A 23467-nucleotide genomic window follows, 5' to 3' on the forward strand; every position below is an offset into this window, starting at 1 on the left:
ACGCCAGGCCCCACAAAAACCCCCCCCCCCCCCCCCCGGCGGGGGGGCCGCGGCGGGCCCCCCCCCCCCCCCACCACACCCCCCCCCCCCCCCCCCCCCCCCCCCACCCCCCCCGGGGGGGGGGGGCGCCCGCCCCCGCCCCCCCCCCCCCCCCCCCCCCCCCCCCCCCCCCCCCCGCCACTAGGGTGCGGGCATGCTGCACCTGCGGATCATCACCCCCGGCCACCTCACCGAGGAGGTGGTCACGCTCGTCGAGAAGACGGTCGGCACCACCCACCTGGTCGTCCTGCCGGGCGCCGCCCGCGACCCGGCCGGTGACGTGGTCCTGTGCGACGTGGCCCGCGAGGCCGCCGACGACGTGCTCACCGGGCTGCGCGCCCTGAAGCTGGACGAGGTCGGCTCCATCTCCGTCGAGAACATCGACCTCTGCCTCTCCGCCTCCGCCGACCGGGCGGAGGCGGACGCCCCGGGCGAGGCGGCGGACGCGGTGATCTGGGAGCACCTGACCGAGGCGACCCACGAGGAGTCCACCCTCTCGGTCACCTACCTGGCCTTCCTCGCCCTCGCCACCATGATCGCGGCCTGCGGTGTGGTGCTGGACAACGCGATCCTGATCGTGGGGGCGATGGCGGTCGGCCCGGAGTTCGGCCCGATCGCCGGGTTCTGCACCGGCCTCGTCCAGCGCTCCGCGCGGCTGGCGGCGCGCTCCCTGACCGCCCTGCTGGTCGGCTTCGCCGTGGCGATGGTGGCCACCACCGGGTTCAGCCTGCTGATGGACGCCCTCGGCCAGTTCGACCGGGACATGCTGGAGAACCCGCGCCCCAACACCAGCTTCATCTGGCAGCCCGACCCGTTCTCCTTCATCGTGGCCGTGCTGGCCGGCGTGGCCGGGACGCTCTCCCTGACCTCCGCGAAGTCCGGGGCCCTGGTCGGCGTGGCCATCTCGGTGACCACCGTCCCGGCCGCGGCCAACGCCGCCGTGGCCCTCGGCTACGGGGAGTACGCCCAGATGTGGGGCTCCGCCGAACAGCTGCTGCTGAACCTCGGCGGGATCATGCTGGCCGGCACGCTGACCCTGCTGACCCAGAAACTGCTGTGGCGCACCCAGCAGAACCGGATGGTCCGGAAGCCGGGCGCGCCACAGAAGGAGAAGCGGACGGGGTGAGTGGACGGGGGTGAGCGGCTCGATCAGCCGAGCGCCGACTTCACGACGTCCGCGAGCCGGCCCGCCACCGCGCGGGCCTGCTCGATGTCGGCGGCCTCGACCATCACCCGTACGAGCGGCTCCGTGCCGGACGGACGGAGCAGCACCCGACCGGTCGCGCCCAGCTCGCGTTCGGCCTCGGTGACCGCCGCCGCCAGCTCGCCGGAGGTCGAGACCCGGGACCTGTCCACGTCGGGAACGTTGATCAGCACCTGCGGCAGCCGCCGCATGACGCCCGCCAGCTCCGCCAGGGACCGGCCCGTCGCCGCGACGCGCGCCGCCAGCAGCAGGCCGGTCAGCGTGCCGTCGCCCGTCGTCGCGTGGTCGAGGATGATCACGTGCCCGGACTGCTCGCCGCCGAGCGCGTAGCCGTTCTCCTTCATCGACTCCAGCACGTACCGGTCGCCGACCCCGGTCTGTACGACCGCGATGCCCTCGGCCTCCATGGCCAGCTTGAAGCCCAGGTTGGACATCACGGTGCCGACCACGGTGTTCTCGCGCAGCTGCCCGGCCTCGCGCATGGCCAGGGCCAGCACCGCGAGGATCTGGTCGCCGTCGATCTCCTCGCCCGCGCCGTCCACGGCCAGGCAGCGGTCCGCGTCCCCGTCGTGCGCGATGCCGAGGTCGGCGCCGTGCTCGATCACGGCCCGCTTGAGCAGGCCCAGGTGGGTGGAGCCGCAGCCGTCGTTGATGTTCAGGCCGTCCGGCTCGGCGCCGATCGTGACGATCTCCGCGCCGGCCCGGGCGAACGCCTCGGGCGAGACGTGGGACGCCGCGCCGTGCGCCTCGTCCAGGACGACCTTCAGGCCGTCGAGACGGTTGGGCAGGACCCCGATGAGGTGGGCGACGTACTTGTCGAAGCCCTCGTCGTAGTCGGAGATCCGGCCGACGCCGGAACCGGTGGGCCGGTCCCAGGGGGCGCCGGTGCGGTGCTCCTCGTAGACGGACTCGATCCGGTCCTCCAGGTCGTCGGCGAGCTTGTGGCCGCCGCGCGCGAAGAACTTGACGCCGTTGTCGGGCATGGCGTTGTGGCTGGCGGAGAGCATCACACCGAGGTCGGCGCCCAGCGCGCCGGTGAGATACGCCACCGCCGGAGTGGGCAGCACACCGACGCGCAGGACGTCCACGCCCGCGCTCGCGAGGCCCGCGACGACCGCGGCCTCAAGGAACTCGCCGGAGGCCCGGGGGTCCCGGCCCACCACGGCGGTCGCCCGGTGGCCCGTGAAGGAGCCCGCTTCGGCCAGTACATGGGCAGCCGCCACGGAGAGGCCGAGCGCGAGCTCCGCCGTCAGATCCGCGTTGGCGACACCGCGTACACCGTCCGTCCCGAAGAGTCGTCCCACTGTTGTCCTCCCGAGTTCACGCTTCGCTTGTGACCACTTGTGACAGATATTGCCGCTTATGGCGGTAAACGAACCGCCCCGACAGCACAGAGAGTGCTGCCGGGGCGGTTTCGTTGCAGAACAGCAGGCGCAGATTAACGCTTGCTGTACTGCGGAGCCTTACGGGCCTTCTTGAGACCGGCCTTCTTGCGCTCGACCGCACGGTCGTCGCGGGAGAGGAAGCCGGCCTTCTTCAGCGCCGGGCGGTTGTTGTCCACGTCCGCCTCGTTCAGCGCACGGGCCACACCGAGGCGCAGGGCGCCGGCCTGGCCGGACACGCCGCCACCCCCGATGCGGGCGACGACGTCGTAGCGGTTGTCCAGCTCAAGGAGCTTGAACGGCTCGTTGACTTCCTGCTGGTGCACCTTGTTGGGGAAGTAGTCCTCAAGGGTGCGACCGTTGATCTTCCACTTGCCGGTGCCCGGAACGATCCGGACGCGGGCGATGGCGTTCTTGCGACGGCCCAGGCCGGCGGCCGGCTGGGGGTCGCCGAAGCGGCCGGCAAGGGACTCGGAGGTGTAGTCGCCCTCGGCGACAACCTCGGTCTCGGTGGTGTACTCCTCGACGCCCTCGAACTCTTCGACGGGGGTCTCGGCGGTGGTCTCGGCCACGATGCTCCTCAGAATTTTCTACGTCTTAGGGGGTGGCCGGAACTACTGCGCGACCTGGGTGATCTCGAACGGCACCGGCTGCTGGGCAGCGTGGGGGTGCTGGTCGCCCGAGTAGACCTTCAGCTTCGAGAGCATCTGACGGCCCAGGGTGTTCTTGGGGAGCATGCCCTTGATGGCCTTCTCGACGGCCTTTTCCGGGTTGTTCGCCAGGAGGTCGTCGTAACGGACCGAACGCAGACCACCCGGGTAGCCCGAGTGGCGGTACGCCATCTTCTGCGTCGCCTTGTTGCCGGACAGGTGAACCTTGTCGGCGTTGACGATGATGACGAAGTCGCCCATGTCCATGTGGGGGGCGTAGGTCGGCTTGTGCTTGCCTCGCAGGAGGGCAGCGGCCTGAGTCGCCAGACGGCCGAGGACAACGTCCTGGGCGTCAATGACGAGCCACTGGCGCGAGATGTCGCCGGGCTTGGGGCTGAACGTACGCACGCGTATGCCTTCGCTTCTTCAGTGGTGGTATCCCACGGGCGCAAGCCCCACGGGAAGGTCCTGACAGGGTCACCACGGACGATCACGACAGCCCTCGTTCGCATCGGGGACGCACCCGCCGCGAACGTGTGAACCGCTGGTCATCGGTCCGGTGGACCGGGCGTAAGGCCCTTTCACGTGAGAATGAGAAAGCCCATACGCATAACAAACCAGCAGGGTACCCAAGCAAACCCGTACGGGTCAAAACGCGGTCCGCGATGCCGACTCCGCCGGCCTCGTGGCGCACTCCGGTTCGGTCCTGGGTGGGGACCCCGCAGTTGTTACGGGCTCCAGAGTAACCCGACCTGGGACCAGCGCACGACGCGCCAGCAGAATCGCGAGCCCGCACAAGGTGGCGCAGTCCTTGAACGCCCGCCGCTTGCGCTCCAGCTCCGAGGGCCACGGGATCCCCGCCACCTGCGGCCCCAGACCCACCCAGAACCAGGGCGAACGCGGCATCGACCCCGGCCGCACCGCCGACGCCAGCAGCAGCGGCACCACCACCAGCAGGTAGTGGTCGAAGGACGGCCGCGAGACCAGGAATGCGGCGAGCATCACCATGCACGCCGTCTCCACCAGCCTCAGCTCACCCCCGTCGGCGTCGTCCGTACGCCGCCACCGCGCCCAGGCCGCCCACAGCCCGACCAGCGCCCCCGCCCCGGCCACCACCAGGGCCAGCGGCCCCGGGACCCCCAGCCGGGGCAGCACCGCGATCGGCGAGGCGTCCCACGGCAGCGCGTACGCGTCCTGCCCCTGCAACAGGAACGGCAGCGTCTTGGTGAAGAACAGCGTCGGGCTCGGCATCAGCAGCGCGCCCACCAGCGAGAGCCCCAGCGGCACCAGCACCGCCACCGCCAGCCCCCGCCACCGCCGGGCCAGCAGGAAGAGCAGCCCCACCGGGACCAGCATCGGCTTGCACGCGATCGCCACCCCCACCACCAGCCCCGCGGCCACCCACGACCGCCGGTGCGCCAGCAGCAGCGCCACCGGCAGCGCCGCCGCCGAGACGGCCGTCCAGTTGCCGATCAGCACGAGGTTCACGTACGGCTTGTAGGCGAGGGCGAACAGCGCGAAGACCCCCACCGCGAACCGGGAGCACAGCGGCACCGAGAACAGCCGCAGCGCCGCCCACCAGCCGACGGCCAGCAGCCCCGACATCCCCACCGGCAGCACCCACCGCAGCACCTCGCGCGGCAGCAGCGCCTCCGGCACCGCCATCAGCACCGCGCTGGGCAGGTAGAGGAACCGCTTGTCCTCGTACGGGGAACCGCCGTCCAGCAGCGCCTGCGCCGCCTTCACCACGAAGGCGTTGTCCGAGCCCCAGTTCGCCCGCAGGCTCGTCGAGACGCAGATCCCCAGGAGCACCACGAGCGAGAGCACCCGCCAGGACCCCGGCGCGGGCCGCAGCAACCACGCGACCCACCGGTTCCCGGACTCCGGCCCCCCCGCCCCGGAACCCGGCTCCTCCCGCTTCATGGGCCAGATGCCCGACCGCAGCCCCACCACGCCTCCCTCGGCCGCCGAGGGACCTCGTTCCCCTAGCGCTTGCGCTCGACCCTACGTTCGTCCCGGACGGGCTCCTGAGACCCGCCCCCTTCGGCCGCCCTCGCACCCCTCGGCCCCAGGGGGCCCCAGGGGCTTCGGGCGGCTGCGTCGGACTCCGTCCGCCGAACGGTCCGCCCCGGTCTCAGCGCCGACGTTCCACACGTCGTTCGTCCCAGACGGGCTCCTGAGTCTCCCTCACGACACCGTCCGAACCGAAGACCAGATAACGGTCAAATGTGCGCGCGAACCACCGGTCGTGCGTGACGCAGAGCACAGTGCCGTCGTACACCTCCAGCCCGTCCTGCAACGCCTCCGCCGACTCCAGGTCCAGGTTGTCCGTCGGCTCGTCCAGCAGCAGGGCCGTGGTGCCCGCCAGCTCCAGCAGCAGGATCTGGAACCGCGCCTGCTGCCCGCCCGAGAGCTTCTCGAAGGGCTGGTCCCCCTGCCGCTCCAGCTCGTACCGGCGCAGCACCGACATCGCGGCGCCCCGGTCCTTGGCGCTCTCCGTCCACAGGATGTCGACCAGCGTGCGCGCGAACAGCTCCGGATGCGCGTGGGTCTGCGCGAAATGGCCGGGGACCACCCTCGCCCCCAGCTTCCAGGCACCGGTGTGCGCCACCTCCTCGCCCGCCAGCAGCCGCAGGAAGTGCGACTTCCCGGAGCCGTTCGAGCCGAGCACCGCGACCCGCTCCCCGTAGAAGACCTCCAGCGAGAACGGCTTCATCAGGCCCGTCAGCTCAAGGTTCTCGACGGTCAGCGCGCGCACGCCCGTACGCCCGCCCCTGAGCCGCATCCGGATGTCCTGCTCGCGCGGCGGCTCCGGCGGCGGGCCGGCCTCCTCGAACTTCTGGAAACGGGTCTGCATCGCCCGGTAGCGCGAGGCCATGTCGGGGCTGATCGCCGCCTGGTTGCGCAGCCGCAGCACCAGGGCCCTCAGCCGGGCGTGCTCCTCGTCCCAGCGCCGCTTGAGCTCCTCGAAACGGGCGAAGCGCTCCTTGCGGGCGTCGTGGTAGGTGTCGAAGCCCGCGCCGTGCACCCAGACGTCGGTGCCCGTGGGGCTCGCCTCCAGACTGATGATCTTCTGGGCGGCCCGGGAGAGCAGCTCCCGGTCGTGCGAGACGAACAGCACCGTCTTGCGGGTGGCCCCGAGCTGCCCCTCCAGCCACCGCTTGCCCGGGACGTCCAGGTAGTTGTCCGGCTCGTCGAGCAGCAGCACCTCGTCCGGCCCGCGCAGCAGCGCCTCCAGCACCAGCCGCTTCTGCTCACCGCCCGACAGCGTGCGCACCTCGCGGAACTGCGCGCTGTCGTACGGGACGCCCAGCGCGGCCACGGTGCAGACGTCCCACAGGGTCTCCGCCTCGTAGCCCTGGACGTCGGCCCAGTCGCTGAGCGCCTGCGCGTACGCCATCTGCGCGGCCTCGTCGTCCACCGTGAGGATCAGCTCCTCGGCCCGGTCGACGGCCGCCGCCGCCTCCTTGATCCGGGGCTGGGAGACCGAGACCAGCAGGTCACGGACGGTCGTCTCGTCCCGCACGGAGCCCACGAACTGCGACATCACGCCGAGCCCGCCGCTGACGGTGACCCCGCCGCCGTGCGGCTGGAGCTCACCGGAGATCAGCTTCAGCAGGGTGGTCTTGCCGGCCCCGTTCGCCCCGACGAGGGCCGCCACGGCCCCCTCCCCCACCCGGAAGGAGACGTCGGGGAGGAGAACCCGCCCGTCGGGAAGGTAGTACTCCAGATGGCCGGCCTCAAGATGTCCCATGCCGGGCATTGTCGCCGCCCGCCCGGCCCCGGCCCAAACCGTTTACCCGGAGCCCGGCCCCGGGCCCTCCCCGGGGCCGTTCCCGACCGCCGCGCGCCGCCGGATCAGCAGCAGCCCGCCCCCGGCAGGGTCCGCACGTTGCGGGCCTCCTTGCTCCGCGCGGCCAGCAGCTCGTCCGCCGGGTAGCCGACCTCCTCCAGCGTCAGCCCGTGCGGCTTCACCACGTGCACCGAGGAGTCCCGCACCCCGGCGGCCAGCACCTTCCCGGGCCACTCCACGGGCCGGTGCCCGTCCCCGACGTGCAGCAGCGCGCCCACCAGCGAGCGGACCATGTTGTGGCAGAAGGCGTCGGCCCGCACGGTCGCGGTGATGATCCCGTCCCCGGCCCGCTCCCAGCTCAGCTGCTGGAGCGTACGGATGGTCGTGGCCCCCTCGCGCTTCTTGCAGTACGCGGCGAAGTCGTGCTCGCCGACCAGCGCGGCGGCGGCCTCGTTCATCGCGTCCACGTCGAGCGGCCACTGGTGCCACAGCACATGGCCCCGGCGCAACGGGTCCACCCCGGCCTGGTGGTCGCCCACCCGGTAGGCGTAGCGGCGCCAGACGGCCGAGAACCGCGCGTTGAAGCCCTCCGGGGCCTCGGCGGCCCGCCACACCCGTACGTCGTGCGGCAGCCGGCCCGCGAGGCGGCGCAGCAGCTTGTCGTGGTGCTCGGCCCACACCTCCTCGGCCAGGTCGAACTGGGCGACCTGCCCGCGCGCGTGCACCCCGGCGTCCGTCCGCCCGGCCACGGTCAGCTCGACCGGTCCGGGCAGCCGCATCACGGTCCGCAGCGCGGACTCCAGCTCGCCCTGGACGGTCCGCAGCACGCGCTGCTTCGCCCAGCCGGAGAAGTCCTTGCCGTCGTAGCTCAGGTCCAGCCGCACCCGGACGTGCCCGGGCTCCACCTCGTCACTCACGTGACCGATCCTCTCAGAAGCACACAAACCCACAGCCGGCCGCGGACAGCCGAGGACAGCCGCGGGCGCAGACGCGGACAACGCAGAACGGGCCCGCCCCGGAAGGGGCGGGCCCGTTCAGAGCCGGTCAAGCAGGCTCGATCCCGGAAGGGGATCAGGCCTCCTCGGCCGAACTACTTGGCCGAGTCCTCGGCGGTCTCGGTCTCGGTGGCCTCGGCCTTGGCCTCCGCCTCCTTGACCGCACGCTTGGTGGCGGCCTCGGCCTCACCGGTGGCGGCCTGGGCCACGGTCAGGGCCTCGACCAGCTCGATGACGGCCATCGGGGCGTTGTCGCCACGACGGTTGCCGATCTTGGTGATGCGCGTGTAACCACCGGGGCGGTTCTCGTAGCGCGGGGCGATCTCGGTGAACAGCGTGTGCACGATGCTCTTGTCCGTGATCGTCTGCAGCACCAGGCGACGGTTGTGGATGTCGCCCTTCTTGGCCTTGGTGACCAGACGCTCGGCGTAGGGACGCAGGCGACGGGCCTTGGCCTCGGTGGTGGTGATGCGGCCGTGCTCGAAGAGCGCCTTCGCGAGGTTCGCGAGGAGGTGCTTCTCGTGCGCGGCGCTGCCGCCCAGACGGGCACCCTTTGCGGGACGCGGCATGGTGATACTCCTTCATATCTGCACCGGCCGTGTCAGGTACCGGTGTCAGTTCCCCCGGGGCGGCTGCCCCGGGAAAGTCTTCGTACTGCTGGGTACGACTAGTACTGCTCGGTCTCGACGAAACCGGCGTCCGCGTCGTCGTCGGCGCCGAAGGCGTCGGCGGCGGCGGTCGGGTCGAATCCGGGCGGGCTGTCCTTGAGCGCCAGGCCCATGCCGGCCAGCTTCGCCTTGACCTCGTCGATCGACTTCGCACCGAAGTTGCGGATGTCGAGCAGGTCCGCCTCGGAGCGGGCCACGAGCTCACCCACGGAGTGGATGCCCTCGCGCTTGAGGCAGTTGTACGAACGGACCGTGAGTTCGAGCTCCTCGATCGGCAGCGCCAGATCGGCGGCCAGGGCGGCGTCCGTCGGGGACGGGCCCATGTCGATGCCCTCGGCGTCGATGTTGAGCTCGCGCGCCAGACCGAACAGCTCGACCAGGGTCTTGCCGGCGGACGCCATGGCGTCACGCGGGCGCATGGCCTGCTTGGTCTCGACGTCGACGATCAGCTTGTCGAAGTCGGTGCGCTGCTCGACTCGGGTCGCCTCGACCTTGTAGGTGACCTTGAGGACCGGGCTGTAGATGGAGTCGATCGGGATGCGACCGATCTCCTGGCCCAGCTGCTTGTTCTGGACGGCGGAGACGTAGCCGCGACCGCGCTCGACGGTCAGCTCCATCTCCAGCTTGCCCTTGCCGTTGAGCGTGGCGAGGACCAGGTCCGGGTTGTGCACCTCGACACCGGCCGGGGGCGCGATGTCGGCGGCGGTGACCAGGCCGGGACCCTGCTTGCGCAGGTACATCACGACCGGCTCGTCGTGCTCCGAGGAGACGACCAGCTGCTTGATGTTGAGGATGAGGTCGGTGACGTCCTCCTTGACACCCGGCACGGTGGTGAACTCGTGCAGGACGCCGTCGACGCGGATGCTCGTGACAGCGGCACCCGGGATCGAGGAGAGGAGCGTGCGGCGCAGGGAGTTGCCGAGGGTGTAACCGAAGCCCGGCTCCAGCGGCTCGATCACGAACCGCGAGCGGTACTCGTCGACGACCTCTTCGGTCAGCGAAGGACGCTGAGCGATCAGCATGTCTGTGTTCCTTCATTCGTGGACGCCCACTATTTGACGCCCGACGGGTACTACGGGAGGGACAAGGGTACGGGCGGTACGTCCCCCGAAGGGTGCGTACCGCCCGGACCCTCAAGAACGCAGCAGGTGCGTCCACCACGCCGGGCTCAGTGGTCCCGGCAGGACCACCGGCCGACGCCAGGCCGTGCGTCAGACGCGGCGGCGCTTCGGCGGACGGCAGCCGTTGTGCGGGGTGGGGGTGACGTCCTGGATCGAGCCGACCTCCAGGCCGGTGGCCTGGAGGGAGCGGATCGCGGTCTCGCGGCCGGAGCCCGGACCCTTGACGAAGACGTCGACCTTGCGCATGCCGTGCTCCTGCGCGCGGCGGGCGGCCGACTCGGCGGCCATCTGCGCGGCGAAGGGGGTGGACTTGCGCGAGCCCTTGAAGCCGACGTGGCCGGCGGAGGCCCAGGAGATCACGTTGCCCGAGGGGTCAGTGATCGACACGATGGTGTTGTTGAACGTGCTCTTGATGTGGGCGTGCCCGTGAGCGACGTTCTTCTTTTCCTTGCGGCGCACCTTCTTGGCAGCGCCCTGACGACCCTTGGGGGGCATCTAAATCTCCTACGGGAGGTGGTCGGTCCTACAGCGCAAGACCGCTGAACAGGACTACTTCTTGCCCGGCTTCTTCTTACCGGCGATCGCGCGACGCGGACCCTTGCGGGTACGGGCGTTCGTGCTGGTGCGCTGACCGTGCACCGGCAGGCCACGACGGTGGCGAATGCCCTGGTAGCACTGGATCTCGACCTTGCGGCGGATGTCGGCCTGGATCTCGCGGCGGAGGTCACCCTCGGTGCGGAGGTTGGCGTCCACGTACTCGCGGATCTTGACCAGGTCTTCTTCGGCCAGGTCACGAACGCGGGTGTTCGGGTTCACACCGGTGGCCTCAAGGATTTCCTTGGACCGGGTGCGACCGACACCGAAGACGTAGGTGAGTGCGATCTCCACACGCTTTTCGCGCGGGATGTCAACACCGGAAACGCGTGCCATTCAATGGCTCCTGTGTGTTCGGGGGTCTTCCGCAGAATCAAACCCCGACCGCCGACCACTCCTGCATGGGTGGTGGTACGTCCGGGTCCCCGGCCCCCGCCGGAGGTGCCGCCGACCCTCTTCAGGGCTGGGCGGACTCTGCGTATGTACGTTTTCTTACGTCGCGCGAAGAACTGCGGAAGGCAGGTCGGTCGGCGTGCGTCAGCCCTGGCGCTGCTTGTGGCGCAGGTTGTCGCAGATGACCATGACCCGACCGTGACGGCGGATCACCTTGCACTTGTCGCAGATCTTCTTGACGCTCGGCTTGACCTTCATGTGGGTGAGGTTCTCCGGGTCAGTGCCACCACCCGCGCCGGGGCGAAATGCCCAGACAGGAGTGAAGACAAGATCTACTTGTATCGGTAGACGATCCGGCCACGCGTCAGGTCGTACGGGGAGAGCTCCACGACAACCCGGTCATCAGGGAGGATGCGGATGTAGTGCATGCGCATCTTGCCGCTGATGTGCGCGAGGACTTTGTGACCGTTCTGCAGTTCCACCTTGAACATCGCGTTCGGGAGGGACTCGATCACGGTGCCCTCGATTTCGATGGCACCTTGCTTCTTGGCCACGCTTCGCCTTTCGAATCGGCTACCTTGATCGACTCACAGGCATGGAGGTGCATGAGAGCCGACGAGTCAGTCTACGTCAGGGCACCCAGAAAGACGAATCCGGAAAGTTTGCCCCACAGTCTAGATCATTAACCTGCCCGGCCCGGCGGGTCACCGCTCCTGGACGCCGTCCGCCGGAGGGGCCCGCAGGCAGCGCGGGCTAACCGAGCGGGTCGGGGGCCGTGGTGACCCCGTACTCCGCCAGCTTCGCCCTGCCGCAGTCCGGACTGGTCAGGACGATCGGTCCGGCCTCCGTCAGTGCGACCGAGTGCTCCCAGTGCGAGGACCAGGTGCCGTCCGTCGTGACGACCGTCCAGTCGTCCGCCAGGACCTCCGTCTGGGCGGTGCCCAGCGAGACCATCGGCTCGATCGCCAGGCAGACGCCCGGAACCAGCTTGATGCCCTTGCCCCGCTTGCGCGAGACGTAGTTCAGCAGGTGGGGGTCCATGTGCATCTCGGACCCGATGCCGTGCCCGCCGTAGTCCTCGATGATCCCGTACTTGCCGGTCGAGGGGCGGGGCTGGCGGCGGATGTACTGCTCGACCGCCTTGGAGATGTCCACGAGGCGGTTGCCGAGCTTCATGGCGGCGATACCGGCCCACATGGACTCCTCGGTCACCCGGGAGAGCTCCAGGAGCTCAGGGGCGTGCCCAGAGCCCACGAAGGCGGTGTAGGCCGCGTCGCCGTGCCAGCCCTCGACGATCGCGCCCGCGTCGATCGAGATGACGTCCCCGTCCTTCAGGACCGTCTTCTCGTCCGGGATGCCGTGGACGACGACCTCGTTCACCGAGGTGCAGATGGTCGCGGGGAACCCGCCGTAACCGAGGAAGTTCGACTTGGCCCCGGCATCGGCGATGACCTTGCGGGCCACCATGTCCAGATCCCGGGTCGTGGCGCCCGGCACGGCCGCCTCACGGGTCGCCGCGTGGATCGCGGCGACGACCAGCCCTGCCTCGCGCATCTTCACGATCTGCTCGGGGGTCTTGAGCTGCACCATGGACGTGCCTTCCCTCTGTGCGGCGAGACCGCCGCCGCTCCCGCGGAGTGGTTGCCCTCCGCTGTCGTTCCTCAATTATCGGCTGATGTCGTGCTGCCCCGCGTCATGCGGACGGCCGCGGCGCCCCGAGGGACACCGCGGCCGTCTCTGCGCGAGCAGGGGTACTACTTCTTCAGGGCGTCCATCGCGCGCCGGGTGACGTCCGCGACGTCACCGAGGGCCGGGATGGTGACCAGGAGACCCTGGGCCTTGTAGTAGTCGATGATCGGCTCGGTCTGCGTGTGGTAGACCTCCAGCCGGTTGCGGACCGTGTCCTCGGTGTCGTCACCGCGCTGGTACAGCTCGCCGCCGCAGATGTCGCAGACACCGTCGGCCTTCGGCGGGGCGTACTCGACGTGGAAGACGTGCGCCGAGTCGTTGCGGCAGGTCCGGCGGCCGGCGATCCGCTTGACCACCTCGTCCTCCTCGACCTCCAGGTCGAGGACGGCGTCCAGCTTCATGTCCTCGGCCTTCAGCATCACGTCGAGCGCCTCGGCCTGCGAGACGTTGCGCGGGAACCCGTCGAGCAGGAAGCCGCCCACGGCGTCCGGCTGCTCCATCCGGTCCTTGGCCATGCCGATGGTGATCTCGTCGGGGACCAGGTCGCCGGCGTCCATGAACGCTTTGGCGCGCTGCCCGAGCTCGGTGTTCCGGCTGATGTTGGCGCGGAACAGGTCGCCCGTGGAGATGTGCGGGATCGAGAGGTTCTTGGCAAGGAACGCGGCCTGCGTTCCCTTGCCCGCACCGGGAGGTCCGACGAGGACGATTCGCATCAGCGGAGGAACCCTTCGTAATTGCGCTGCTGAAGCTGGCTCTCGATCTGCTTCACGGTTTCCAGACCCACACCCACGATGATCAGGATGCTCGTCCCGCCGAAGGGGAAGTTCTGGTTCGCGCCGAAGCCCGCCAACGCCATCGTCGGCACAAGAGCGATGAGACCCAGGTACAGCGACCCCGGCCAGGTGATGCGGTTGAGCACGTAGCTCAGGTACTCAGCGGTCGGCCGGCCCGCCCGGATGCCCGGGATGAACCCACCGTACTTCTTCATGTTGTCCGCGACTTCCTCGGGGTTGAACGAGATCGCCACGTAGAAGAACGCGAAGAACACGATGAGGAGGAAGTAGACCGCGATGTAGTACGGGTGGTCACCCTTGACGAAGTGCTTGTTGATCCACGTGGCCCACCCCGCGGTCGACCCGCTGAACTGGACGACCAGCGCCGGGATGTACAGCAGCGAGGAGGCGAAGATGACGGGGATGATGCCCGCCTGGTTCACCTTGAGCGGGATGTAGGTCGAGGTGCCGCCGTAGGCACGGCGGCCGACCATGCGCTTCGCGTACTGGACGGGAATCCGGCGCTGCGCCTGTTCGACGAAGACCACCAGGCCCACCATCGCGAGCCCGACGAGCATCACGACACCGAACTCGACCCAGCCGTCGGCGATCTTGCCCTGGACCTTGATCGTCCACAGGGCACTGATGAAGCCGGCGGCGATCGAGATGAACATGAGGATCGACATGCCGTTGCCGATGCCCCGGTCGGTGATGAGCTCGCCGAGCCACATGACGACACAGGTACCGGCGGTCATGGTGATGACCATGACCACGGTGGTGAAGATCGAACGGTCGGGGACGATCTGGCTGGCGACCTGGCACCCCTGGAAGAGGGCGCCGGTACGGGCGGTGGCCACGAGGCCGGTGCCCTGGAGGATCGCGAGCGCGACCGTCAGATAGCGCGTGTACTGAGTGATCTTCGCCGTGCCGGACTGTCCCTCTTTCTTGAGGGTCTCCAGCTTCGGGATGACCACGGTCAGCAGCTGCAGGATGATGCTCGCCGTGATGTACGGCATGATGCCGAGCGCGAAGATCGTGATCTGTAGCAGAGCACCACCGCTGAACATGTTGACCAGTCCGAACAGGCTGTTGCCGGTGTCAGCCTGATTGACACAGATCTGGACGTTCTTGTAGTCCACGCCGGGTACCGGGATGTGGGACCCGAGCCGGAACAGCACGATGATGCCGAGCGTGAAGAGCAGCTTCTTGCGCAGGTCGGGCGTCTTGAACGCCCGGGCGAACGCGGTGAGCACGGTGCCTCCTGCGACCCCCGCGCTACTGCGTCAGAGGTGACGGTCTGAATGGATCGACGAATACGTACATGCAAAGGTGCAGGCCACCTTACCGGCGACAGTGCCCCCCGTGGAACGACCAACCGGGGATGCCCCATATGTGAGGCACCCCCGGTAGGGTTTCGAGCTATTTAGTCACGAAAATCGTCTTAGACGAGCTCGGTGACAGTGCCGCCCGCAGCAGCGATCTTCTCCTTGGCGGAGCCGGAGACGGCGTCAACCGAAACCTGCAGCGCCACGGAGATCTCGCCCTGGCCCAGGACCTTGACGAGACTGTTCTTGCGCACCGCGCCCTTGGCGACCAGGTCGGCCACCGTGACCTCTCCACCCTCGGGGTAGAGAGCGCCGAGCTTGTCCAGGTTCACGACCTGGAACTCGGTGCGGAACGGGTTCTTGAAGCCCTTGAGCTTCGGCAGACGCATGTGGAGGGGCATCTGCCCGCCCTCGAAGCGCTGCGGGATCTGGTAACGGGCCTTCTGGCCCTTCGTACCACGACCGGCCGTCTTACCCTTCGACGCCTCACCACGACCGACACGGGTCTTCGCGGTCTTGGCGCCGGGGGCGGGACGGAGGTTGTGGGCCTTCAGCGGGCTGTTCTCAGCCATGTTAGTCAACCTCCTCAACCGTCACGAGGTGGCGGACGGTCTGCACCATTCCGCGGAACTCGGGGCGGTCCTCCTTGACGACCACGTCGTTCAGGCGCTTGAGCCCGAGCGAACGCAGAGTGTCGCGGTGGTTCTGCTTGCTGCCGATGTACGACTTCGTCTGCGTGATCTTGAGGCGAGCCATTACGCACCCGCCCCGGCACGTGCACGAAGCAGAGCCGCGGGGGCGACGTCCTCGAGGGGCAGACCACGGCGAGCCGCGATCTCCTCGGGACGCTGCAGGCCCTTGAGGGCCGCCACGGTCGCGTGCACGATGTTGATCGCGTTGGAAGAGCCGAGCGACTTCGACAGGATGTCGTGAACGCCGGCGCACTCCAGAACGGCGCGCACCGGACCACCGGCGATAACGCCGGTACCCGGGGAAGCCGGCTTCAGCAGCACGACGCCCGCGGCGCGCTCGCCCGTGATCGGGTGAGGAATGGTGCCCTGGATGCGCGGAACCTTGAAGAAGTTCTTCTTGGCTTCCTCGACACCCTTGGCGATGGCCGCGGGAACTTCCTTGGCCTTGCCGTAACCGACACCTACAGTGCCGTCACCGTCGCCCACCACGACCAGCGCGGTGAAGCTGAAGCGGCGACCACCCTTGACAACCTTGGCGACGCGGTTGATCGCGACAACGCGCTCAACGTAAGCGGTCTTCTCGGCGGCAGGGCCACCGTCGCGACCCTTCCGGTCCCGCCGCTCGCCGCCACCGGCACCGCTTCCGCGGCGCTGGGGTCCAGCCATTGGATTACCTCTCTCTGTTACGTCCGTGAGTCCCGGAACCGGGGCTTAGAACTTCAGCCCGGCTTCGCGGGCGGCGTCAGCCAGAGCGGCAATGCGCCCGGCGTATCGGTTGCCACCGCGGTCGAACACGACGGTCTCGACACCCGCGGCCTTGGCACGCTCGGCGACGAGCGCGCCGACAGCCTGGGCCTGGGCGCTCTTGTCGCCTTCGCCACCGCGGATCGAAGCGTCCAGGGTCGACGCCGACGCCAGGGTGTGACCCTGGAGGTCGTCGATGACCTGAGCAACGATGTTGCGGTTGGAACGCGTCACGACGAGGCGCGGACGCTCCGCCGTACCCGAGACGTTCTTGCGAATGCGGATGTGGCGGCGAGCCTTGGCGGCACGCTTGTACGCGTCGCCCTTGGCGATCTTCACACCGTATGCCATGGCTACTTACCAGCCTTTCCGACCTTGCGGCGGATGACTTCGCCGGCGTACTTGACACCCTTGGCCTTGTACGGGTCGGGCTTCCGCAGCTTGCGGATGTTGGCGGCGACCTCGCCGACCTTCTGCTTGTCGATGCCCTCGACCGAGAACTTGGTCGGCGACTCGACCTTGAAGGAGATGCCCTCGGGCGCCTCGATCAGGATCGGGTGGCTGTAACCAAGCTGGAACTCCAGGGAGGAGCCCTTCGCGGCGACGCGGTAACCGACACCGCTGATCTCGAGAGCCTTGACGTATCCCGTGGTCACACCGGTGATCATGTTCGCCACCAGCGTGCGGGACAGGCCGTGCAGGGCCTTGTTCTGACGCTCGTCGTTCGGACGGGCGACGTTCAGAACGCCGTCCTCACCCTTAACGACAACGATGGGCGCGGCCACGGTGTGCGTGAGGGAGCCCTTGGGACCCTTCACAGCGACCGTGCGGCCATCGATGGTGACGTCCACACCGGCGGGAACCTGGATGGGGAGCTTGCCGATTCGCGACATTGCTTTTCCTCCGTTCCCGACTACCAGACGTAGGCGAGGACTTCCCCACCTACGCCCTTCTTGCCTGCCTGCTGACCGGTCAGGAGACCGTGGGACGTGGAGATGATCGCCACGCCCAGGCCGCCGAGGACCTTCGGCAGGTTGGTGGACTTCGCGTACACGCGCAGACCGGGCTTCGAGATCCGCTTGATGCCCGCGATGGAGCGCTCACGGTTCGGCCCGAACTTCAGCTCGAGGACGAGGTTCTTGCCGACCTCGGCGTCCTCGACCTTCCAGCCGGTGATGAAACCCTCCTGCTTGAGGATTTCCGCGATGTGCGACTTGATCTTGCTGTGCGGCATCACGACGGTGTCGTGGTACGCCGAGTTAGCGTTACGCAGACGCGTGAGCATGTCTGCGATCGGGTCAGTCATGGTCATGAAGTGGCCTTCGGCCTCTCTCGCCGGGGTTTCCTGTATGCGCCATCCCTCTCCCCACTCAGTGGCGGGACGGGTGCGGTGCGGGGACCTACGGCGTAGTAAGTCGTTATGGACGGCGGACGCCCAACCCCACAAGCCTACGGCATGCGGGGGAGGGCACCCACCGACCAGATGCTTACCGAGAGTCTCTGGTTACTTCCCAAGTCCTTACGGACGGAAGGGAACTACCAGGAGCTCTTGGTCACGCCCGGCAGCTCGCCACGGTGAGCCATCTCACGAAGGCAGACGCGGCACAGGCCGAACTTGCGGTACACGGAGTGGGGACGACCGCAGCGCTGGCAGCGGGTGTACGCGCGCACACCGAACTTGGGCTTGCGGGCAGCCTTCGCGATGAGAGCCTTCTTCGCCATCTCGCTTACGCCTCCTTGAAGGGGAAGCCGAGGTGACGAAGGAGGGCACGGCCCTCGTCGTCGTTGGTCGCCGTGGTGACCACGGTGATGTCCATACCCCGGGTACGGTCGATCTTGTCCTGGTCGATCTCGTGGAACATGACCTGCTCCGTGAGACCGAAGGTGTAGTTGCCACGGCCGTCGAACTGCTTCGGCGACAGACCGCGGAAGTCACGGATACGCGGCAGCGCGAGCGACAGCGTACGGTCCAGGAACTCCCACATGCGGTCACCACGGAGGGTGACGTGGCAGCCGATCGGCTGACCCTCGCGAAGCTTGAACTGCGCGATGGACTTGCGGGCCTTCGTGACGGCCGGCTTCTGACCGGTGATCGTCGTCAGGTCCTTGATGGCGCCGTCGATCAGCTTGGAGTCGCGGGCGGCGTCGCCCACACCCATGTTGACCACGATCTTCACGAGGCCGGGAATCTGCATGACGTTCTCGTAGGAGAACTCCTCACGCAGCTTGCCCGCGATGTCCTCGCGGTACTTCGTCTTGAGACGCGGAGTGGTAGCCATCAGATGTCCTCACCCGTCCGCTTGGCAACGCGGATCTTGTTGCCCTCGTCATCGAAGCGGAAACCGACGCGGGTAACGACCTTCTGGCCGTCCTTCTCCACAACCAGCTGAACGTTGCTGACGTGGATCGGCGCCTCGGTGATCACGATGCCACCGGTCTGCGAACCACCAGCGGTCTGACCGGCCTTGGTGTGCTTCTTGACCCGGTTGACACCCTCGACCAGGACGCGGTTCTCAGTCGGCATGGCCGCGATGACCTTGCCCTGCTTCCCCTTGTCCTTACCGGTGATGACCTGAACCAGGTCGCCCTTCTTGATCTTCATGCTTACAGCACCTCCGGCGCGAGCGAGATGATCTTCATGAACTTCTTCTCGCGCAGCTCACGGCCCACCGGGCCGAAGATACGGGTGCCGCGAGGGTCGCCGTCGTTCTTCAGAATGACGGCGGCGTTCTCGTCAAAGCGGATGTACGAGCCGTCCTGACGGCGACGCTCCTTGACGGTGCGAACGATGACCGCCTTGACGACGTCACCCTTCTTCACGTTGCCACCGGGGATCGCGTCCTTGACGGTGGCGACGATGACGTCACCGATGCCCGCGTAGCGGCGACCGGAACCACCGAGAACACGGATGCAAAGGATTTCCTTGGCACCAGTGTTGTCGGCGATACGCAGTCGCGACTCCTGCTGGATCACGTGTATCTCCTGTTTGTCTGCCGGTTCCCGGCGGGGGCCTCACTCCGAAGAGCTACCGCCCCCACCGAGCCTGGCGGAACGAACCTGAGGGGCCCCTGGACCTGTTGTCCAGGGCCTCAGATACTTACTTGGCCTTCTCGAGGATCTCGACGATGCGCCAGCGCTTGCTCGCCGACAGCGGACGCGTCTCCATGATGAGGACGCGGTCGCCGACGCCGGCAGCGTTCTGCTCGTCGTGCGCCTTGAGCTTGTTCGTACGGCGGATGACCTTGCCGTACAGGGCGTGCTTCACGCGGTCCTCGACAGCGACGACGACGGTCTTGTCCATCTTGTCGCTGACGACCAGACCCTCACGGGTCTTGCGGAAACCGCGCTCGGTCTTCTCAGTCACGTTGTTCTCGCTCATCAGGCGCTCTCCACCGTCTCGATACCGAGCTCACGCTCGTGCATCAGGGTGTAGATGCGAGCGATGTCCTTACGGACGGACTTGAGCCGGCCGTTGTTCTCCAGCTGACCCGTGGCCGCCTGGAAGCGGAGCTTGAACAGCTCCTCCTTGGCCTCGCGCAGCTTGCCAACGAGCTCCTCGTTGCCGAGCTCACGCAGCTCGGACGCCTTGGTTCCCGTCGCCATCACGACTCACCTGCCTCGCGCCGAACAATCCGGCACTTCATCGGAAGCTTGTGAGCAGCGCGGGTGAGCGCCTCACGAGCAATCTTCTCGTTCGGGTAGGACAGCTCGAACATGACCCGGCCCGGGTGCACGTTCGCGATCCACCACTCGGGAGAACCCTTACCGGAACCCATGCGGGTCTCGGCCGGCTTCTTGGTGAGCGGACGGTCCGGGTAGATGTTGATCCAGACCTTGCCGCCACGCTTGATGTGGCGGGTCATCGCGATACGAGCCGCCTCGATCTGGCGGTTCGTCACGTAGGCGGGGGTGAGCGCCTGGATGCCGTACTCGCCGAACGAGACCTCAGTACCGCCCTTGGCCATACCGCTGCGCTTCGGGTGGTGCTGCTTGCGGTGCTTGACCCTACGAGGGATCAGCATGTCGGTCAGGCCTCCGTTCCGGTGCTCTCGGCCGGAGCGGCGGCGGGGGCGTCGGCCTTGGGGGCCTCGGCACCAGCAGCCTGCTGCGGCTTGCGGCCACCACGGCCGCCGCGCTCGCCACCACGGCCACCACGGCCGGCGGGACGGTCGCCAGCGCCCTGCGCGCCACGGGCCGGGCGGTTACCCGCACGGGCCGCGGCGTTCTCGGCGCGAACCTCGGCGATGTTCTTGACGTCGCCCTTGTAGATCCAGACCTTCACGCCGATACGGCCGAAGGTGGTCTTGGCCTCGAAGAAGCCGTAGTCCACGTTCGCGCGCAGCGTGTGCAGCGGCACACGACCCTCGCGGTAGAACTCGGACCGGGACATCTCGGCGCCGCCGAGACGGCCACCACACTGGATCTTGATGCCCTTGGCGCCGGCCTTCATCGTGCCCTGCATGCTCTTACGCATGGCGCGACGGAAGGAGACGCGGGAGGAGAGCTGCTCGGCAACGGCCTGGGCAACCAGCTGAGCGTCGAGCTCGGGGTTCTTGACCTCGAGGATGTTCAGCTGGACCTGCTTGCCCGTGAGCTTTTCGAGGTCACCGCGGATGCGGTCGGCCTCGGCGCCACGGCGGCCGATGACGATGCCCGGACGAGCGGTGTGGATGTCCACACGCACGCGGTCACGGGTGCGCTCGATCTCCACCTTCGAGATGCCGGCGCGCTCCATGCCGGACGTCATCATCCGACGGATGGCGACGTCTTCCTTGACGTAGTCCTTGTACAGCTTGTCGGCGTACCAACGCGACTTGAAGTCGGTGGTGATGCCGAGCCGGAACCCGTGCGGGTTTACCTTCTGGCCCATTACCGGGAACCTTCCTTGCTGCTGACGACCACGGTGATGTGGCTGGTCCGCTTGCGGATCCGGTAGGCACGGCCCTGCGCACGCGGACGGAACCGCTTCAGGGTCGGGCCCTCGTCCACGAACGCCTCGCTGATGAACAGCGAAGTGGCGTCCGGGTGGTTGTAGTTGTGTGCAGCGTTGGCAATGGCGCTGTCCAGCACCTTGCCAACCGGCACGCTCGCGGCCTGCGGGGCGAAACGCAGGACCGCCTGAGCCTCCGTGGCATCCATGCCACGGATAAGGTCCACCACTCGGCGGGCCTTCATGGGCGTGACGCGGATGTACCGCGCCTGGGCCCTGGCTTCCATGGTTGTCCCTTCGGTGTAAGTCATAGTCGTAACCACCCCGCCTTTAGCGGCGCTTCGACTTCCGGTCGTCCTTGACGTGGCCGCGGAAGGTGCGAGTCGGCGAGAACTCGCCGAGCTTGTGGCCGACCATCGACTCGGTGACGAACACCGGGACGTGGGTCTTGCCGTTGTGCACCGCGATGGTGTGACCCAGCATGCTGGGGATGATCATCGAGCGACGGGACCAGGTCTTGATGACGTTCTTGGTGCCGGCTTCGTTCTGGACGTCCACCTTCTTTACGAGGTGGTCGTCGACGAAGGGCCCCTTCTTGAGACTGCGCGGCATCTAAACCCGCTCCTAGCGCTTCTTGTTCGTCTTGCGGCGGCGGACGATGTACTTGCTCGAAGCCTTCTTCGGCGAGCGAGTACGACCCTCCTTCTGACCCCACGGGGAGACCGGGTGGCGACCACCACTGGTCTTACCCTCACCACCACCGTGCGGGTGGTCGACCGGGTTCATCGCGACACCGCGGACGGACGGGCGAACGCCCTTCCAGCGCATGCGGCCGGCCTTGCCCCAGTTGATGTTCGACTGCTCGGCGTTGCCGACCTCGCCGACCGTGGCGCGGCAGCGCGCGTCGACGAGACGGATCTCACCGGACGGCATGCGAAGGTGGGCCATGGTGCCCTCCTTCGCCAGCAGCTGCACGGAGGCACCCGCGGAGCGGGCGAACTTCGCACCGCCGCCGGGACGCAGCTCGATGGCGTGGATGGTCGTACCGACCGGGATGTTGCGCAGCGCCAGGTTGTTACCGGGCTTGATGTCGGCCGTCGGGCCGTTCTCAATCCGGTCACCCTGCTTCAGGGCCTTCGGCGCGATGATGTAGCGCTTCTCGCCGTCGGCGTAGTGCAGCAGCGCGATGCGCGCGGTGCGGTTGGGGTCGTACTCGATGTGCGCGACCTTGGCCGGCACGCCGTCCTTGTCGTGACGACGGAAGTCGATCACGCGGTAGGCGCGCTTGTGTCCACCACCCTGGTGGCGAACGGTGATCCGACCGGTGTTGTTACGGCCGCCCTTGCTGTGCAGCGGGCGAACCAGCGACTTCTCCGGCGTGGACCGCGTGATCTCGACAAAGTCGGCGACGCTGGAGCCACGACGGCCCGGGGTCGTCGGCTTGTACTTGCGGATACCCATTTCTCAGTCCTCGTCCGATTCCGGACGACTAGGACTCCGTTAGGAGCCCTGGCCGCCGAAGATGTCGATACGGTTGCCCTCGGCAAGGGTCACGATGGCGCGCTTGGTGTTGGCGCGCTTGCCGAAACCGGTCTTGGTGCGCTTGCGCTTACCCTGACGGTTGATCGTGTTGACCCCGGTGACCTTGACCGAGAAAACCGCTTCCACGGCCTGCTTGATCTGGGTCTTGTTGGCGCCGGGCGCGACGATGAACGTGTACTTGTTCTCGTCCAGCAGCGCGTAGCTCTTCTCCGAGACGACCGGCTTGATGAGCAGGTCGCGCGGGTCGGAGAAGGTCTTGCTGGTAACGGTCGCCTCAGACATCAGGCGTCGCTCCCTTCGGTCTCAGCGGTCTGGGGGCCAGACACGAAGGACTCGAAAGCGGCCTGAGTGAAGACCACGTCGTCAGAGACGATCACGTCGTACGTGTTCAGCTGGCCCGGCTCCAGGATGTGAACCTGGGGCAGGTTGCGGGCGGACAGCCACGCGGCCTCGTTGGCGCGCTCGACGACCAGGAGCAGGTTCTTGCGCTCCGAGATCTTGCCGAACAGCGTCTTGGCGGCCTTCGTGGAGGCGGCACCCTCGACCACGTCGGTGATGACGTGGATGCGGGAGTGACGCGCGCGGTCCGAGAGGGCACCGCGGAGAGCGGCGGCCTTCATCTTCTTCGGGGTCCGCTGGGAGTAGTCACGCGGCTGCGGGCCGTGGACGACGCCACCGCCGACGAACTGCGGAGCGCGGGTCGAACCCTGGCGAGCGCGGCCGGTGCCCTTCTGGCGGTACGGCTTGCGGCCACCACCACGGACTTCGCCACGACGCTTGGTCTTGTGCGTGCCCTGACGGGCAGCTGCCAGCTGGGCGACAACGACCTGGTGGATCAGCGGAACGCTGGTCTTCGCGTCGAAGATCTCCGCGGGGAGCTCGACGGTACCGGCCTTGTCGCCTGCCGGCGAAAGGATGTCAATGGTGCTCATT

35 protein-coding genes are annotated in these 23467 nt (G+C 67.9%); 1 reads left to right on the forward strand and 34 read right to left on the reverse strand.

Annotation, left to right across the window (positions count from 1 at the left end; translation table 11 throughout):
* Positions 1-193 precede the first annotated feature (193 nt).
* Positions 194-1165: a DUF389 domain-containing protein gene (locus ACIA5F_RS25775; protein WP_399356890.1), complete on the forward strand. Its 972-nt coding sequence runs from the start codon at positions 194-196 to the stop codon at positions 1163-1165.
* A 23-nt stretch (positions 1166-1188) separates the two neighbouring features.
* On the opposite strand, the gene glmM is transcribed toward ACIA5F_RS25775, so the two are convergent.
* The 34 genes from glmM to rplD all read right to left on the reverse strand — a co-directional run bounded on the left by glmM (position 1189) and on the right by rplD (position 23466).
* A complete protein-coding gene (gene glmM / locus ACIA5F_RS25780) occupies positions 1189-2547 on the reverse strand; it encodes a phosphoglucosamine mutase (RefSeq protein ID WP_399356892.1) in 1359 nt (452 codons plus the stop codon).
* Between the two features lie 134 nt (positions 2548-2681).
* Positions 2682-3197 (reverse strand): 30S ribosomal protein S9, encoded by a 516-nt coding sequence (gene rpsI / locus ACIA5F_RS25785; RefSeq protein ID WP_399356894.1) that lies wholly within the window; start codon positions 3195-3197, stop codon positions 2682-2684.
* Positions 3198-3239: 42 nt separating this feature from the next.
* Positions 3240-3683 carry a 50S ribosomal protein L13 gene (gene rplM, locus ACIA5F_RS25790; RefSeq protein ID WP_073912858.1) on the reverse strand — a complete coding sequence of 148 codons (444 nt, stop codon included), beginning with the start codon at positions 3681-3683 and terminating at the stop codon, positions 3240-3242.
* 240 nt (positions 3684-3923) lie between these two features.
* The gene (locus ACIA5F_RS25795) at positions 3924-5225 is read right to left on the reverse strand and encodes a glycosyltransferase family 87 protein (RefSeq protein WP_399356897.1); all 1302 of its coding nucleotides are present in this window, start codon (positions 5223-5225) and stop codon (positions 3924-3926) included.
* 184 nt (positions 5226-5409) lie between these two features.
* Positions 5410-7029, reverse strand: coding sequence for an ATP-binding cassette domain-containing protein (locus tag ACIA5F_RS25800; RefSeq protein WP_399356899.1), 1620 nt, complete (start codon positions 7027-7029; stop codon positions 5410-5412).
* A gap of 104 nt (positions 7030-7133) precedes the next feature.
* Complete coding sequence (gene truA, locus ACIA5F_RS25805; protein WP_399356901.1) at positions 7134-7985, reverse strand: tRNA pseudouridine(38-40) synthase TruA; 852 nt, start codon at positions 7983-7985, stop codon at positions 7134-7136.
* Positions 7986-8158: 173 nt separating this feature from the next.
* Positions 8159-8632: a 50S ribosomal protein L17 gene (gene rplQ, locus ACIA5F_RS25810; RefSeq protein WP_399356903.1), complete on the reverse strand. Its 474-nt coding sequence runs from the start codon at positions 8630-8632 to the stop codon at positions 8159-8161.
* A 98-nt stretch (positions 8633-8730) separates the two neighbouring features.
* Positions 8731-9753 (reverse strand): DNA-directed RNA polymerase subunit alpha, encoded by a 1023-nt coding sequence (locus ACIA5F_RS25815; RefSeq protein ID WP_355410237.1) that lies wholly within the window; start codon positions 9751-9753, stop codon positions 8731-8733.
* A 189-nt stretch (positions 9754-9942) separates the two neighbouring features.
* Positions 9943-10347, reverse strand: a complete 405-nt coding sequence (gene rpsK, locus ACIA5F_RS25820) for a 30S ribosomal protein S11 (protein WP_003956432.1) — start codon at positions 10345-10347, stop codon at positions 9943-9945.
* A 54-nt stretch (positions 10348-10401) separates the two neighbouring features.
* Entirely contained in the window at positions 10402-10782 is a 381-nt protein-coding gene (rpsM, locus tag ACIA5F_RS25825; protein ID WP_214936437.1) for a 30S ribosomal protein S13, read from the reverse strand.
* Positions 10783-10983: 201 nt separating this feature from the next.
* Positions 10984-11097, reverse strand: a complete 114-nt coding sequence (gene rpmJ / locus ACIA5F_RS25830) for a 50S ribosomal protein L36 (RefSeq protein WP_003956441.1) — start codon at positions 11095-11097, stop codon at positions 10984-10986.
* Between the two features lie 74 nt (positions 11098-11171).
* Entirely contained in the window at positions 11172-11393 is a 222-nt protein-coding gene (gene infA / locus ACIA5F_RS25835) for a translation initiation factor IF-1 (RefSeq protein WP_003956442.1), read from the reverse strand.
* Between the two features lie 199 nt (positions 11394-11592).
* Positions 11593-12429 carry a type I methionyl aminopeptidase gene (gene map, locus ACIA5F_RS25840; RefSeq protein WP_399356906.1) on the reverse strand — a complete coding sequence of 279 codons (837 nt, stop codon included), beginning with the start codon at positions 12427-12429 and terminating at the stop codon, positions 11593-11595.
* A 164-nt stretch (positions 12430-12593) separates the two neighbouring features.
* Positions 12594-13241: an adenylate kinase gene (locus tag ACIA5F_RS25845; RefSeq protein ID WP_399356908.1), complete on the reverse strand. Its 648-nt coding sequence runs from the start codon at positions 13239-13241 to the stop codon at positions 12594-12596.
* Entirely contained in the window at positions 13241-14554 is a 1314-nt protein-coding gene (gene secY / locus ACIA5F_RS25850) for a preprotein translocase subunit SecY (protein WP_399356910.1), read from the reverse strand. Before secY ends, ACIA5F_RS25845 begins: the two co-directional genes overlap by 1 nt.
* Positions 14555-14742: 188 nt before the next feature.
* Positions 14743-15198 (reverse strand): 50S ribosomal protein L15, encoded by a 456-nt coding sequence (gene rplO, locus ACIA5F_RS25855; protein WP_053682613.1) that lies wholly within the window; start codon positions 15196-15198, stop codon positions 14743-14745.
* 1 nt (position 15199) lies between these two features.
* The gene (gene rpmD, locus ACIA5F_RS25860) at positions 15200-15382 is read right to left on the reverse strand and encodes a 50S ribosomal protein L30 (protein WP_053682614.1); all 183 of its coding nucleotides are present in this window, start codon (positions 15380-15382) and stop codon (positions 15200-15202) included.
* Positions 15382-15984, reverse strand: coding sequence for a 30S ribosomal protein S5 (gene rpsE / locus ACIA5F_RS25865; RefSeq protein ID WP_053682615.1), 603 nt, complete (start codon positions 15982-15984; stop codon positions 15382-15384). The genes rpmD and rpsE overlap by 1 nt, the downstream gene beginning before the upstream one ends.
* 45 nt (positions 15985-16029) lie before the next feature.
* Positions 16030-16413 carry a 50S ribosomal protein L18 gene (gene rplR, locus ACIA5F_RS25870; protein ID WP_030026334.1) on the reverse strand — a complete coding sequence of 128 codons (384 nt, stop codon included), beginning with the start codon at positions 16411-16413 and terminating at the stop codon, positions 16030-16032.
* Between the two features lie 2 nt (positions 16414-16415).
* Positions 16416-16955, reverse strand: a complete 540-nt coding sequence (gene rplF / locus ACIA5F_RS25875; protein ID WP_399356913.1) for a 50S ribosomal protein L6 — start codon at positions 16953-16955, stop codon at positions 16416-16418.
* Between the two features lie 20 nt (positions 16956-16975).
* Positions 16976-17374 (reverse strand): 30S ribosomal protein S8, encoded by a 399-nt coding sequence (gene rpsH, locus ACIA5F_RS25880; RefSeq protein ID WP_007265911.1) that lies wholly within the window; start codon positions 17372-17374, stop codon positions 16976-16978.
* A 224-nt stretch (positions 17375-17598) separates the two neighbouring features.
* The gene (locus ACIA5F_RS25885) at positions 17599-17784 is read right to left on the reverse strand and encodes a type Z 30S ribosomal protein S14 (protein WP_003956452.1); all 186 of its coding nucleotides are present in this window, start codon (positions 17782-17784) and stop codon (positions 17599-17601) included.
* 5 nt (positions 17785-17789) lie between these two features.
* Positions 17790-18341: a 50S ribosomal protein L5 gene (gene rplE / locus ACIA5F_RS25890; protein WP_030388859.1), complete on the reverse strand. Its 552-nt coding sequence runs from the start codon at positions 18339-18341 to the stop codon at positions 17790-17792.
* Complete coding sequence (gene rplX / locus ACIA5F_RS25895; RefSeq protein WP_399356915.1) at positions 18341-18664, reverse strand: 50S ribosomal protein L24; 324 nt, start codon at positions 18662-18664, stop codon at positions 18341-18343. Before rplX ends, rplE begins: the two co-directional genes overlap by 1 nt.
* A gap of 2 nt (positions 18665-18666) precedes the next feature.
* On the reverse strand, positions 18667-19035 hold the full coding sequence (gene rplN / locus ACIA5F_RS25900; RefSeq protein ID WP_008739701.1) for a 50S ribosomal protein L14: 369 nt from the start codon (positions 19033-19035) through the stop codon (positions 18667-18669).
* A gap of 124 nt (positions 19036-19159) precedes the next feature.
* Positions 19160-19441 carry a 30S ribosomal protein S17 gene (gene rpsQ / locus ACIA5F_RS25905; RefSeq protein WP_030008467.1) on the reverse strand — a complete coding sequence of 94 codons (282 nt, stop codon included), beginning with the start codon at positions 19439-19441 and terminating at the stop codon, positions 19160-19162.
* On the reverse strand, positions 19441-19665 hold the full coding sequence (rpmC, locus tag ACIA5F_RS25910; protein ID WP_008739703.1) for a 50S ribosomal protein L29: 225 nt from the start codon (positions 19663-19665) through the stop codon (positions 19441-19443). The genes rpsQ and rpmC overlap by 1 nt, the downstream gene beginning before the upstream one ends.
* Positions 19665-20084 carry a 50S ribosomal protein L16 gene (gene rplP, locus ACIA5F_RS25915; RefSeq protein ID WP_112447745.1) on the reverse strand — a complete coding sequence of 140 codons (420 nt, stop codon included), beginning with the start codon at positions 20082-20084 and terminating at the stop codon, positions 19665-19667. Before rplP ends, rpmC begins: the two co-directional genes overlap by 1 nt.
* Positions 20085-20089: 5 nt before the next feature.
* The gene (gene rpsC / locus ACIA5F_RS25920; protein ID WP_008739710.1) at positions 20090-20932 is read right to left on the reverse strand and encodes a 30S ribosomal protein S3; all 843 of its coding nucleotides are present in this window, start codon (positions 20930-20932) and stop codon (positions 20090-20092) included.
* Complete coding sequence (gene rplV / locus ACIA5F_RS25925; protein ID WP_266938741.1) at positions 20932-21279, reverse strand: 50S ribosomal protein L22; 348 nt, start codon at positions 21277-21279, stop codon at positions 20932-20934. The genes rpsC and rplV overlap by 1 nt, the downstream gene beginning before the upstream one ends.
* A 43-nt stretch (positions 21280-21322) precedes the next feature.
* Entirely contained in the window at positions 21323-21604 is a 282-nt protein-coding gene (gene rpsS, locus ACIA5F_RS25930; protein ID WP_008739713.1) for a 30S ribosomal protein S19, read from the reverse strand.
* A 12-nt stretch (positions 21605-21616) separates the two neighbouring features.
* The gene (gene rplB, locus ACIA5F_RS25935) at positions 21617-22453 is read right to left on the reverse strand and encodes a 50S ribosomal protein L2 (RefSeq protein WP_008739715.1); all 837 of its coding nucleotides are present in this window, start codon (positions 22451-22453) and stop codon (positions 21617-21619) included.
* 39 nt (positions 22454-22492) lie between these two features.
* A complete protein-coding gene (gene rplW, locus ACIA5F_RS25940; RefSeq protein WP_399356917.1) occupies positions 22493-22816 on the reverse strand; it encodes a 50S ribosomal protein L23 in 324 nt (107 codons plus the stop codon).
* On the reverse strand, positions 22816-23466 hold the full coding sequence (gene rplD / locus ACIA5F_RS25945; protein WP_399356919.1) for a 50S ribosomal protein L4: 651 nt from the start codon (positions 23464-23466) through the stop codon (positions 22816-22818). The genes rplW and rplD overlap by 1 nt, the downstream gene beginning before the upstream one ends.
* Between the last annotated feature and the right edge of the window lies 1 nt (position 23467).

The sequence above is a fragment of the Streptomyces sp. NPDC051567 genome, from assembly GCF_044454165.1.
Taxonomy (GTDB): Bacteria; Actinomycetota; Actinomycetes; order Streptomycetales; family Streptomycetaceae; genus Streptomyces.